This window comes from Streptomyces sp. NPDC021212 (genome assembly GCF_044332925.1).
GTDB lineage: Bacteria > Actinomycetota > Actinomycetes > Streptomycetales > Streptomycetaceae > Streptomyces.
The window spans coordinates 41,865-53,684 of sequence record NZ_JBIRPZ010000021.1 but is presented as its reverse complement, the minus strand read 5'-3'; the positions used below and the strand labels follow the sequence as shown (position 1 = coordinate 53,684).

14 protein-coding genes and 2 pseudogenes are annotated in these 11,820 nt (G+C 70.5%); 9 read left to right on the top strand and 7 right to left on the bottom strand.

The window, feature by feature from the left end; translation table 11 throughout:
• Window positions 1-40: 40 nt before the first annotated feature.
• Window positions 41-1,072, top strand: a complete 1,032-nt coding sequence (locus ACH4SI_RS38310) for a LacI family DNA-binding transcriptional regulator (protein WP_398304300.1) — start codon at window positions 41-43, stop codon at window positions 1,070-1,072.
• Window positions 1,073-1,154: 82 nt separating this feature from the next.
• On the opposite strand, the gene ACH4SI_RS38305 is transcribed toward ACH4SI_RS38310, so the two are convergent.
• Window positions 1,155-1,232 carry a 50S ribosomal protein bL37 gene (locus ACH4SI_RS38305; RefSeq protein WP_370443954.1) on the bottom strand — a complete coding sequence of 26 codons (78 nt, stop codon included), beginning with the start codon at window positions 1,230-1,232 and terminating at the stop codon, window positions 1,155-1,157.
• 165 nt (window positions 1,233-1,397) lie between these two features.
• Here ACH4SI_RS38305 and ACH4SI_RS38300 point away from each other — a divergent pair, with 165 nt between their 5' ends.
• From ACH4SI_RS38300 to ACH4SI_RS38275, 6 genes and pseudogenes are all read left to right on the top strand, one after another.
• Complete coding sequence (locus ACH4SI_RS38300) at window positions 1,398-1,577, top strand: CopG family transcriptional regulator (RefSeq protein ID WP_398304297.1); 180 nt, start codon at window positions 1,398-1,400, stop codon at window positions 1,575-1,577.
• A 16-nt stretch (window positions 1,578-1,593) separates the two neighbouring features.
• A complete protein-coding gene (locus tag ACH4SI_RS38295; protein WP_398304486.1) occupies window positions 1,594-1,941 on the top strand; it encodes a VOC family protein in 348 nt (115 codons plus the stop codon).
• 31 nt (window positions 1,942-1,972) lie between these two features.
• Window positions 1,973-2,830, top strand: coding sequence for a class I SAM-dependent methyltransferase (locus ACH4SI_RS38290; RefSeq protein WP_398304294.1), 858 nt, complete (start codon window positions 1,973-1,975; stop codon window positions 2,828-2,830).
• 391 nt (window positions 2,831-3,221) lie between these two features.
• Window positions 3,222-3,308 (top strand): annotated as a pseudogene (locus ACH4SI_RS38285) (hypothetical protein); the annotation flags it as partial.
• 533 nt (window positions 3,309-3,841) lie between these two features.
• Window positions 3,842-4,147, top strand: coding sequence for a hypothetical protein (locus tag ACH4SI_RS38280; RefSeq protein WP_398304492.1), 306 nt, complete (start codon window positions 3,842-3,844; stop codon window positions 4,145-4,147).
• Window positions 4,148-4,167: 20 nt separating this feature from the next.
• A complete protein-coding gene (locus tag ACH4SI_RS38275) occupies window positions 4,168-6,237 on the top strand; it encodes a SpoIIE family protein phosphatase (protein ID WP_398304291.1) in 2,070 nt (689 codons plus the stop codon).
• On the opposite strand, the gene ACH4SI_RS38270 is transcribed toward ACH4SI_RS38275, so the two are convergent.
• Entirely contained in the window at window positions 6,234-6,929 is a 696-nt protein-coding gene (locus ACH4SI_RS38270) for a type 1 glutamine amidotransferase domain-containing protein (RefSeq protein ID WP_398304288.1), read from the bottom strand. The genes ACH4SI_RS38275 and ACH4SI_RS38270 overlap by 4 nt on opposite strands.
• Before the next feature lie 155 nt (window positions 6,930-7,084).
• Here ACH4SI_RS38270 and ACH4SI_RS38265 point away from each other — a divergent pair, with 155 nt between their 5' ends.
• A complete protein-coding gene (locus ACH4SI_RS38265; protein ID WP_398304285.1) occupies window positions 7,085-7,705 on the top strand; it encodes an L-threonylcarbamoyladenylate synthase in 621 nt (206 codons plus the stop codon).
• A 33-nt stretch (window positions 7,706-7,738) separates the two neighbouring features.
• Here ACH4SI_RS38265 and ACH4SI_RS38260 read toward each other — a convergent pair whose 3' ends face one another.
• From ACH4SI_RS38260 to ACH4SI_RS38250, 3 genes are all read right to left on the bottom strand, one after another.
• Window positions 7,739-7,984: a hypothetical protein gene (locus ACH4SI_RS38260; RefSeq protein WP_398304282.1), complete on the bottom strand. Its 246-nt coding sequence runs from the start codon at window positions 7,982-7,984 to the stop codon at window positions 7,739-7,741.
• 288 nt (window positions 7,985-8,272) lie between these two features.
• Window positions 8,273-9,463: an alginate lyase family protein gene (locus ACH4SI_RS38255; RefSeq protein ID WP_398304279.1), complete on the bottom strand. Its 1,191-nt coding sequence runs from the start codon at window positions 9,461-9,463 to the stop codon at window positions 8,273-8,275.
• A gap of 135 nt (window positions 9,464-9,598) precedes the next feature.
• Entirely contained in the window at window positions 9,599-9,808 is a 210-nt protein-coding gene (locus ACH4SI_RS38250) for a hypothetical protein (RefSeq protein WP_398304275.1), read from the bottom strand.
• 171 nt (window positions 9,809-9,979) lie between these two features.
• Here ACH4SI_RS38250 and ACH4SI_RS38245 point away from each other — a divergent pair.
• Window positions 9,980-10,087: pseudogene (locus tag ACH4SI_RS38245) on the top strand (PPOX class F420-dependent oxidoreductase); the annotation flags it as partial.
• Between the two features lie 95 nt (window positions 10,088-10,182).
• Here the strand turns inward: ACH4SI_RS38245 and ACH4SI_RS38240 are convergent.
• Both ACH4SI_RS38240 and ACH4SI_RS38235 read right to left on the bottom strand, forming a co-directional pair.
• Window positions 10,183-11,259 carry a tetratricopeptide repeat protein gene (locus ACH4SI_RS38240; RefSeq protein WP_398304272.1) on the bottom strand — a complete coding sequence of 359 codons (1,077 nt, stop codon included), beginning with the start codon at window positions 11,257-11,259 and terminating at the stop codon, window positions 10,183-10,185.
• Window positions 11,260-11,541: 282 nt separating this feature from the next.
• Window positions 11,542-11,784, bottom strand: coding sequence for a hypothetical protein (locus tag ACH4SI_RS38235; RefSeq protein WP_398304269.1), 243 nt, complete (start codon window positions 11,782-11,784; stop codon window positions 11,542-11,544).
• Window positions 11,785-11,820: the final 36 nt, after the last annotated feature.

The following is an 11,820-nucleotide window of genomic DNA, read 5'->3' as shown; positions in this document are numbered from 1 at the left end:
CAAGGCGTTGCGCGAGGAGATCGCAGTCCGGGAGGCACAGGTGGACGATGCCGATTCCGAGCGGCGCCAAAACGGCGCGAGCAGACGCCCCCGACTCGAGGACGTGGCGGCCCGCGTGGGCCTCTCCACCGCGTCCGTTTCCCTGGTACTGCGCGGCGTGTCCGGCCCCAGCGAGCGTACCCGGCAGCGCGTCCTGAAGGCCGCGGCCGAGCTGGGCTACCAGGCGGATCGCACCGCCAGCCTGCTCGCCAGCAGGCGCACCCGGCTGCTCGGCGTCATGGTCGACGTCCACAGCCCCTACCACGCCGAACTGGTCGACTACCTGCACACGGCCGCCGAGGAAGTCGGCTACGACCTCGTCCTCAGCACCCTGACCCGGACCCGCGACGAGCACACCGCCGTCGAGACGCTGCTGGCCTTCCGCAGCGAGGCCCTGATCCTCCTCGGCCCGACCGCCCCCGCCCACACGCTCGCCGCCCTCGACCGCAAGGCCCCGGTGATCGTCATCGGCCGCCGGATCACCGACGAGCAGCTGGACGTCGTGCGCACCGCGGACGAGGACGGGGTCGGCCAGATCGTCGACCACCTGGCGGGGCTCGGCCACCGCGCCATCGCCTACGTCGACGGCGGCAAGGGCGTCATCGCCACCGACCGGCGCCGCGGCTACCGCACCGCCATGCGCCGCCACGGCCTGGACCCGCACATCAGGATCCTGCGCGGCGAGAACACCGAGGCGGCCGGCGAGCGCGCGGCCCGCCACCTCCTCGACGGCGCCGCCCTGCCCACCGCCGTGGTCGCCTTCAACGACCAGTGCGCCATCGGCGTCCTGACCGCCCTCTCCCGCGCCGGTGTCGCCGTCCCCGGCGAGGTGTCCGTGGCCGGATACGACGACGACACACTCTCCCGGCTGAGCTGCTTCAACCTGACCACGGTCAGCCAGAACGCCGAGGAACAGGCCCGGCAGGCGGTGGCCGCCGCCGTCGAACGCCTCGACCAGGGCCGCACCAGTCCCCGCGAGGTGGTCCTGAGCCCGCAACTCGTCGTACGCGGCACCGTGGCCGAGCCCGCCTGACCCGCCCTTCACCGAACGAGGGACTCCCCACGCGCCCTGCGCACGGGGAGTCCCTCATCGCCACTCGGCAGAGCGCCTCAGATCAGGACTGGGGGCGGCTGCCGTGGTTGGCACCGTTCTTACGGCGGGCCTTCTTCTTGCGACGTCGCTTCGACGACATGTCGCCCTCCTTCCAACGATGCTCTACCTGTGCCGATCACATCGGTGTCTCACGCGGTGATCATGACCCGCATACCCAGCCCGTAGCACGTCACCCTCCATTGTGAAGCACCTCACGCCACGGCCGCTCCCTCGCCTAGCTTGCTAGGATGCTAGCATTGCGAATGTGGGTGATGAGGACGTCAAGCAGTTCAACGTGTACCTGCCGATCGGGCTGATCAAGCAGGTCAAGTACCGCGCCATCGAGTCGGGCATGTCCTTGTCGGCGCTGGTCGCCGACGCACTGCGCGCCTATCTCGACGACGCCGATGAGTCCGGACGGCAATCGACCGAGCAGGAGACCTGACATGGCGACACAAGACATGGCGACCGAAGGCATCGAGGCCGTGTTCCTGACGACGCACAACTGGGGCAGGGCGGCGAAGTTCTTCCAGACACTCGGCTACGAGCTGGAGTTCGCGACGGACCACAACTCCGGACAGCTCCGCAACGGCGACGGACCCTATGTGTTCATCGCCGAGGTCCCCGGGGACCAGGAGCCCGAGACCCGGATCGTGCTGAAGGTGCCCGACGCGGAGGCGTTCCGCCCCGACCCGGATGCCGTCGAGGTGGTCACGCCCTTCGAGGACACGCATTACGGGACCAGGGAGATGACCGTCCGCGACCCCGACGGGCGTGTGTGGAGCCTTCAGGCTCCCGCCGGGAACTGACCCACGCGCAGGCCACGGCGAAGGGGACATCATGACGGACGAACACATCGAGGCGCCGGACAGCACCGCGGTGCGGACCGCGCTCTGGCGGGCCATGCATGTCCAGGCCGACGCGCCCCCACACGTGATCGAGGACGAGATCGGCCTGCGGCTGGCGGCACCCGGCGAGGAGTGGCGGGACCGCCCGGACATGGATCCGGACGCCACCGGCGGGTTCCGGGCGGCCATGGTGGCGCGGGCCCGTTTCATCGAGGATCTGATCACCGAGCAGGCGGAGCGCGGCGTCGGCCAGTACGTCATCCTGGGCGCCGGTCTGGACACCTTCGCCCAGCGCAAGCCGGAGATCGCCTCCCGGCTGCGGATCTTCGAGGTCGACCAGCCAGGGCCCCAGGCCTGGAAACGCCGCCGCCTCGCCGAACTCGGCTACGGCGTCCCGGAATGGCTCCATCTGGTGCCGTTCGACTTCGAGGCGGGAGGCTCCTGGTTGGAGCGGCTGGCCACGGCCGGTTTTGATCCCGGGCAACCGGCGGTCATCGCCTCCACCGGCGTCAGCATGTACCTCACCAAGGACGCCACCAGCGCCACCCTGCGCCGGATCGCCGGGCTCGCCCCCGGCTCGACGCTCGCCATGACGTTCCTGCTGCCGACCGAGCTGGTCGACGACGCCGACCGCCCCGGCCTCCGGGCGAGCAAGGAGGGCGCGCGGGCGTCCGGAACGCCGTTCCTCAGCTTCTACACCCCGCGGGAGATGCTGGACCTGGCCCGCGAGGCGGGCTTCCGGGACGCCCGCCACGTGTCGGGGGCGTCGCACGCCGCGCGCTACTTCGCCGGCCGCGCCGACGGCCTGCGCCCGTCCAGCGGTGAGGACCTGCTGCTGGCCACGACCTGATCCCCCAGGAGCGGTTGTACGTGGTCGTGGGAGGCGTTCGGCCGCCGTTCGGTGCCCTCGGCGGTCACCCCCATGGCGTCGCCGACCGCGATGGCGGTCAGCCACTCGTCGACGTCGGCGACGTCGATGTGCCCGTGACGCAGCGCGGTTTCCGGGCCGTCCCGGCCGGGTGGTCATGGCGTCAGCGGCCTCGCCGAGGTGGCCCAGGCCCATGTCCGGTCCGTCGAGGGCGGTCAGACCGGGCAGGTCTACACCCTGGTGCAGGACAACGCGCAGATCAGGGGCCTGTCGCGGATGACGGGCCCCTTTTGCGTGCCGCCACAAGAAACCTCACTCCGCCCAATCTGCATCCCATCCACGGCATAAGGACTGTCAGGAGGGACACGACTCCATGCTCATCATCGTGGTCAGGGCCGGTGTCGTCGGTTTGGCCAGCGCCTACAGCCTGGCCCGAAGCGGTTGCGAGGTGGTGGTCCTGGAGGCCCGGGGCGCGGGGTCGGCCGCCTCCCACGGCAACGCGGCCAAGATCGCCCTCGCCGAGAGCGGTCCCGTCCCGGGACCCGGGGGTCATCCTGCAGTCGCTGCGGTGGCTGCTGAAGCCGGACAGCCCGCTGCACATCAGGCCCTCGCTCGCCCCGGGCTGCGCTGCCGGGAGTTGGGGGTGGTCATCCACGAGCACACTCCGGTGCGGCGTGTCCTGCTGCGTGGCGACGGGGTGACGGGCGTGCTGACCGACAAGGGGGAGATCACCGGGACACGCTGCTGCTGGCCGCCGGGGTGTGGACCGGGCGCGTGTCCCGCCAGTTGGGCGCCCCCTGCCCATCCGGCCGGGCAAGGGCTACAGCGTCGACTACTCCCCCGCCCCCGTCTCCTTGCGCACCTCGCTCACGCTGATCGTCTACGCCGCCGGGTTCTCCGCACTCGTCCAGCTGCTCATCATCACGTTCGCCGGACTCGCCGTATACGGCGCCTACACCTGGGTGCGCAGCGGTCCCCTGGTACCTGGCGGCCATGGTGGCGAGCGTCGCGCTGTTTCTCGGCGCGCTGCGAGCGGTCGGCACCGCGGAGGCGCGCCGGCATCTGGATGCCGGAATCTGGCTGGTCGCCACCCTCCTCGCCGTCCTCGCCGTCTCCTACTACGGCGCATTCGGCCCCCTCGCCACGCCACCGCTGGGCGGACCGTACGACCTGCTCGTCATCATCGCCCTCGCGCTGGTCAGCTACGGGTGGGCCGTACGCAGTGGCTTCCGCACCGAGCAACTCGACCGCGCCCTCGCCGAGGACTTTCCCTCGTCCTCCGAACCGCCCCGCCCTTAAGGTGGTACATCCCCTTTCGGATGGGTAAGTGGCCTGGTGTGCGCTGGCTGAGCAGCATCCGGACAGCGATAGCGTTCGCCCTGGTGGGACCGCTGATCGTGTCGCTGCTGCTGGTGCCGTTCCGTACCGCCTTCCCCCGTACCGACTCGGCTCTCGTGCTGGTGGCGGTGGTGGTGGCCGTGGCAGCCCTGGGCTACCGGAGCGCGGGCGTGATCGCGGCGTTGTCGGCCACCATCTGGTTCGGCTTCTTCCTGACCCGCCCGTGGGAGGCGCTGTCCGTCACCAGCGCCCAGGAGGGCTGGACGGCCGCTCTGCTGCTCGCCATCGGTCTCGCCGTCTCGGAACTGGCAGTGCGCGCCCTCAGCCAGCGGAATCGGGCGCAGGCGGCGCATGGCCGTCTCAAACTGCTGCATGACGCCGGTACGGCCATCGGTGCCACTCTCGACGCGGAGCGGACCGGGCGGGAGCTGGCGCAGGTGGCGGTGGGCCGGTTCGCCGATTTCGTCACCGTCGATCTGGCCGTGTGCGTCCTGGCCGGGGACGAGATGCCGCCGGACGGCGCCACACGGGTGCGCCGGGTGGCGCTGGCCGGGGTCCGCGACGATCATCCGCTGCTCCCCGTGGGCGGGCCGCCCAGGCTTGCCCTGTACGAGCCGCGAAACCGCGGCTCGCCCTGCGGGCGGCCGAGGATCGAACCCGATCTGCGGGCCCGCGTCGACTGGCAGGCGCTGGTCCCCGAGCCCGCCGGGGCGGTGTTGGACTACGGCATGGGCTCACTGATCACCGCTCCACTGCGGGCCCGGGGCAGTGTGCTGGGGATGGTCGGTTTCTGGCGTACGCGGGGCACCCGGCCCTTCACCGACAGCGATCTGTCCGACGCCGGGGAACTGGCCGCCAAGGCCGGCACGGCCATCGACAACGCGCGCCGCTACACCCGTGAGCGGGCCACCGCCCTGGCGCTGCAGCGCAATCTGCTGCCCCGGCATCTGCCCGGGCAGACGGCCGTCGATGTGGCCTCCCGCTATCTGCCGGCGGATTCGCGGGCCGGCGTGGGCGGCGACTGGTTCGATGTGATTCCGCTCTCCGGCAGCCGCGTGGCGCTCGTCGTCGGGGATGTGGTCGGCCACGGTATCAACGCCTCCGCCACCATGGGACGGCTGCGCACCGCCGTGCGCACCCTGGCCGATGTCGACCTGCCGCCCGACGAACTCCTCACCCACCTCGACGACCTCGTCATCCACCTCGCCGATGACGAGGTGGACACCGACGCGGACGCGGACACGGACCCGGACACGGCAACCACCGGTGGAGTGGGGGCGACCTGTCTGTACGCGGTCTACGATCCGGCCTCCCGGCACTGCGCGGTGGCCTCGGCCGGCCACCCGCTGCCCGTCCTCGTCACCCCCGGCGGCAGGGCCGAGCTGGTACGCGGCTTCACCGGCCCGCCGCTCGGAGTGGGCGGCCTGCCGTTCGAGACCACCGAGCTGGACCTGGCCGCGGGCAGCGTGCTCGCCCTGTACTCCGACGGCCTGGTCCGGTCCCGCGACCGCGACATCGACGCGGGGCTCACCAAGCTGTGCGACGCGCTGTCGGTGCCGGAAACGTCACTGAACGCGGCCTGCGACACCGTTCTGCGCACGCTGGCGGACGACCGCCCGGCGGACGACATCACCCTGCTGCTCGCCCGTACGCGCGCCCTGGCCCCGGACCGGGTCGCCAGCTGGGACATCGCGGCCGACCCGGCGCTGGTCGTTCACGCCCGGAAACTCGCCGTCGAACAGCTCGACGCATGGGGGCTGTGGGATCTGGCCTTCATCACCGAGCTGCTGGTCAGCGAGCTGGTCACCAATGCCATCCGCTACGGCGCCACACCGATCCGCCTACGGCTGATCCGCGACCGCAAGCTGATCTGCGAGGTGTCCGACGCCAGCAGTACCACTCCCCATCTGCGCCGCAGCCGCGCCTACGACGAGGGCGGCCGTGGCCTGGTGCTCGTCGCCCAGCTCAGCAACAACTGGGGGACGCGCCAGACCACGGCCGGAAAGACCATCTGGTGTGAGCAGAGGCTGCCGGCCTCCGGCCATGGCTAGCCGAGCTTCTTGAGCAGCTCGGTGGCGAGGGGGCCGGAGGAGGCGGGGTTCTGACCGGTGACGACGTTGCGGTCGACCTCGACGTGCGGCGCCCATGCCTCGCCTGCCTCGACGGTGAGCCCGGCCTCGGTCAGCCGGTCCTGCAGCAGCCACTTGGCGTTGTCGGCGCTTCCGGCCAGCTGCTCCTCGGCGTTCGTGAACGCGGTGATCCGGTAACCGGCGTAGGCGTTGGTGCCGTCCTCCTTGACCGCCGCCAGCAGCGCGGCCGGGCCGTGGCACACCACGCCCACCGGCAGCCCCCGGTCCACCGCCCGCGTCAGAAGCCGCCCGGAGTCGGCGTCGACGGCGAGGTCCTCCATGGGGCCGTGGCCCCCGGGAACGTACACCGCGTCGAAGTCCTCTAGCCGCACATCTGCCAGGACGGCCGGCCGGCGGAACTCGGCGGCGGTTTCCACCACCTTCGTGAGCCTCGCGGCCTCCTCGGCGCCGCCGGCCGCCTCCGGAGCCAGGCTGACGGGGTCGACCGGCGACACCACGCCGCCCGGAGTGGCCACGGTGACCTCATGCCCGGCGGCCTTGAACGCCTCCAGCGGGACGACGGCCTCCTCCGCCCAGAAACCCGTGCGGTGCGTGCTGCCGTCCGCCAGCGTCCACGCGTCGGCTCCGGTCATCACAAAAAGGATCTTCGCCATGGTTCTCTCCTCGTAGCGGTGTCGCGTGCCTGCCCCGCACACTAGGTCCGCCGGTCGTTGAAGATCCAATCACCGCGGTAGCGCCGCCGCTCGCCCTGCGAGCTTTCCAGATCATCATTCTGCGCATGTTCCCGGCGATCGATTAGGCTCCTCAGATGGCGAAGTACTTCGATGTTCACCCCGACAATCCCCAGGCGCGCACCATCGGCAATGTGGCCGACAGGATCCGTTCCGGCGCGCTGGTCGCCTACCCGACCGACTCCTGCTTCGCGCTGGGCTGCCAGATGGGCAACCGCGACGGCATCAGCCGGATCCGCTCGATCCGCAACCTCGACGACCGCCACCACTTCACCCTGGTGTGCCAGGATTTCGCACAGCTGGGTCAATTCGTGCACATCGACAAGGATGTGTTCCGCGCGATCAAGGCGGCGACACCGGGCAGCTACACCTTCATCCTCCCCGCGACGAAGGAGGTGCCGCGGGCGCTCCCGCACCCGAAGAAGAAGACGGTCGGCGTGCGGATCCCCAACCACGCCGTCACCCAGGCGCTGCTCGCGAACCTGGGCGAGCCGCTGCTTTCCAGCACCCTGCTGCTGCCCGGCGAGGACGAGCCGATGACGCAGGGCTGGGAGATCAAGGAACGGCTCGATCATGTGGTGGACGCCGTGGTCGACTCGGGAGAGTGCGGCACCGAGCCGACCACGGTCATCGACTTCTCCGACGGCGAGGCCCAGATCGTGCGCCGAGGGGCGGGCGACACCGCGCGGTTCGAATAGGCCCAAAGGAGGACCGAAGAAGACCGAAGAAGACTAGTCGTCGATGCACTTGGGGTACTTCGAGCCCCGGTTGCAGTCGTGGTAGTCGTACTTGCTGACCCGGAACTTCTTCCCCTCGCCCCCCTTGGCGGGATCGACGACCAGATAGAACTTCTTCCCGTCCCTGACCTTCTCGGTGACCCTTCCCTCAGGGCCTTTCTCGAAGTCCTGCGCGCACCCGGTGAGTGCGAGGGCGGTCACGGCCGCGAGAACGAGGGCGGGGGCGAGGCGGCGTTGCATGTGAAGCTCCTGATCGGCTTGAAGACGAGGGCAGTCTAAGGTCATCCGCGGCGCCGCTGAGCAGGCAGGGTCCACCGATCACCCCCTTCACACACGGCGGTTCGACACCGTCCGCATCGGGGCCTGCCGGTTCCGGACCCGCTGCTGGAAGCAGCGAGCCCCGCTGCGTGGAGGCTGCTCCCCCGGCCGTCACCCGGGAGTCAGCGACACACGCCGGGCGGGAGCGGCACGAGAGTCTGTGCCACTTCCCGCTCGACGGCTGATGCCCGACGCCCCGTGTGCTCTCCGTCAGGACGGGTTGTCCGCGTGGGTGAGGGTCGTCCAGGCGTTGAAGTAGTTGTCGGTGCCGGACGGGCGGTGTGCCTCGGTGTACTTCTGGGTGTTGGACATGGCGATGCCGAGGCGGTTGTGGAGGGCGTTGAGGCCGACCTCGGTGACCCGGTCGAGGCCCTTCTTGACCGAGCCGCCGCACAGCCAGGACGGCACGGTGGTGCCGTTCTCGTACGAGGTGTGGAAGCCCAGGGCCTGGCGCAGCCGGTCCTGGATCTTCGGGTACAGGTCCTGGCCCTGGATGCGGCTGGTCTCGGCGATGTCCGCGATGGAGGCGAGGCCCCAGCCGGTGTGCCCGAAGTCGCGGCAGGTCTCCTGGGAGAGGCCGTCGGCGAAGGTGCTCTGGCCCTGCCAGTACGTGACGATCTCGGCCTTGGTGTCGATGCTGCTGTTCGCGGGCGGCTTGGGCAGATCGCCGTCGGTGGTCAGGTAGACGTACGCCGGGGCGCGGGCGAGGTAGGTGCTGACGGCCTTGTCGTAGCTCGTGCGGTCCTCGATGAAGACGGAGATGCCGATCGCCGCCTCGGTCATGACCAGTTGCCAGTTGCCGTTCTTGGTCTCGGCGCCGCTGATCACCTTGGGGAGGTACACATCGCGCAGCATGGTGGCGAAGCGCCCGGCGCCCGCCCAGCCGCCGTCGTAGGTGTATTTGATGATCTCGGCGGCGCGTGGCCAGGTGGATCCGGACCAGCCGCTCTGCAGCGGGGCGTTGCTGTTGGTGTGATCGGTGATGGCCGCGGACCAGGCGTCCATGATCTCGATGGCCTTCTTGGCGCATCTGCTGTCCCGGGTGAAGTACCAGGCGAGCGCGTCGGTGTAGGCCGCGATGGCGTCCTGGCGCTCGTCGGTGCAGCCGTGATTGGGGTTGGACGACGATCCGCATTCCACGATGGCCCGTGGCTTGGGGGTACGCGACAGTGAGGCGTAGGAGCTGGCCATCATGTCGTCGTACGCGGCCTTCCAGGGCTGCTGGCCGGCCTGCACCTTCGCCCGGGCGTAGTCGAGCTGCCCCCGGCTCACCAGCACCCCGGGGTGGGTGAAGGTGGCCGGCGCGGCGGTCGCGCGTGGCGCCGGGCCGGTGAGCTGAAGGCTCAGCAGCCCGGCCAGCAGGACGAGCACGCTGAGCAGCGCGGTTCTGGTTCGTGCCATCCGATGACCTCTTCCATGCTCGATGGGGGACGCGGTGGCGCAGTGGGACGGGATTGGACTGGACCATAAGGAGGCGTCGCGAACATGTCAATGCTCGCGTATGTGTCCGTCGTTCAGTCCCTTGACCACAAAGGGTCAGCGCGAGGTGCCGGTGTCCATCTCGCGGGCCAGGGCCACGGTCAGGGCGCGGAAGACGCGCACTTCGGGGCTGGTGTCCGTGGTGCGGGTGGCGAGGACGCTCTGTGCGTAGGGCGCGTCCAGCACCGGTACGTACCGCGCACCCGGCCAGCGGTAGAAGCGGGCGAAGGAGGCGAGCCCCGAGCCCGCGCCGCGGCCCGCCGCCACGCTGGTGAGGATGTCCTGCGGCGTGAGGCGTAGTCAGGTGCGCGGCGTTCACCGGTCCCGAAGTACAGGTAGTCGGTGAAGGTGCGCGGTGTGTGCGGGGGCAGTCGCAGATAGGGCAGGTCGATGACGTCGGCCAGGTGGACGCCGCACCGCATCGCCCACCGCTACATCGACCGGCCCTACCCGGACCGGGTCCGCGCCCGCACCAGCGCCTGGATCGAGGTCGAGCGGTGGCACGGCTGGGGTTCGATGAAGGACAACGACCAGGCTTCCGCGTAATTCCCCGGTCACGGCCCGCACCCCGGGGCGGCGACTCCGGCAAGGGTCGCCGCCCCGGGGCGGGAGGTCGGCCGTCGCGAGCAGGCCGCCGCGCCTCACCGGCCCGCGGGGACGGCCTCCCCCAGGTGTTCCGGGTCCGCGCTTTCCTCCGTGATCCCGCATTCCACCCGCGCGCGGTCCACCATCCGGCGTGCGTGCCGCAGCCCGATCCGGTCCAGTACACCGGCCAGTTCGGCCAGATCGGCGGCCGTCAGGGCGCGGTCACGCCCCAGTTGGGCCAGGGACTTGACGAGCCCCAGCCTGGCGAGGGCCTCGCCGCGCGGCTCACGCATGGCGCTGAACTCGGTCAGTGCCCCCTGGTAGACATCCCGCGCCTCCGCGAAGCGGCCCGCGCGATAGAGCACATTGCCGCGCATCTTGTGGTTGTAGGCCAGCGCGCTCATCAGGTTCATCGCGCGACACGTCACCTCCGCCTCGGAGAGCAGCTCCAGCGCACGGTCCACGTCGCCATCGCGCACGGAGACGATGTCGGCCAGGCCCCGCAGTGCCCAGGCGTGTCCGCGCCGGTCATCGGCCTGCGCGGCGATCTCCGCGGACTCCTCGAACATCGCGTACGCCGTGTCGTACGACCCGGTGTTGCGATGCATCTGGGCGATCCCCTCCAGCGCCCATACGGTGTGCCGTGCCTCGCCGCGCTCCCGCGCCTCGGCGAGCAGTTGCTCGTGCAGCGCGCTCACGGCCTCGTAATCCCCCTGGATACGGCCCGTCTCGGCCATGCCGGCGAGCGAGTAGCCGCGGGCGAGGATGTCCCGTCCCCGTTCGCCGAGTTCGGCCGCTGATGCGAGCAGGCGCCACGCCAGGGCCAGCGCGCCCCGTTGCCGGGCAAGCGTGCCGCCGCTCCACAGCGCCCACGCCATCGCCCCGGCGTCCCCCGCCGCACGGGCCGCCCGATAGCTGGCCTTCCACTCGCGGTCGGCGTCCGACACATGCCCCAGCCTGCGGTGGGCCTCGGCCACCGCCAGCCCCACGCGTGCCGCCTCGCGCGGGCAGCCGCTCCGCTCGGCCGCCCGCAACTGCTCGGTGCCCGCGGCCAGTACGTCGACCAGCGACGAGTTCACGGACAGGGTGGTCAGGGAGCCCTGGTACTCCGGGGCGAATGCCTTGCCGTACATGAATGCCTTTCCGTATGTGGTGCCCGCAGGAGCGCACGCTGCCCTCTATGCACTGCGCGTATACATGCAGTGCATAGAGGGCCGGAAACAGCCCTCTCTCAGTTGGCTGCCACGCGTCCGCTGTCGATCAAGACGCGATTCGGCCCGGCGAGGTTGTCCGTGAAGCCACGCGATCGACACCCGCTGTTCCGGACGGCCGCCCGGAACACACCACGGTCAGGTGGGCCGCCCGCCCCGGGAGCGAGGCCAGCAGCTCCTGGGTGTAGGGGTGGCGCGGGGCTTTCAGGGCCTCGTCGACATCATCCCGCTCCACGACCCACCCCCCTTGAACACCAGCACGCGGTCGGTGAGGGGGTGCACCACCCCCAGGTCGTGCGAGATGAAGAGCAGCGAGGTGCCGAGCTCCTCCCGCAGGTCCCCGATCAGGTCGAGCACCTGGGCCTGGATGAGGACGTCCAGTGCGGACAGCGGCTCGTCGCACACGATGATCTCCGGCTCGGCGGCCGACGCCCGCGCTATCGCCACCTGCTGACGCTGCCCGCCGGTGGTGGGCGACTACTT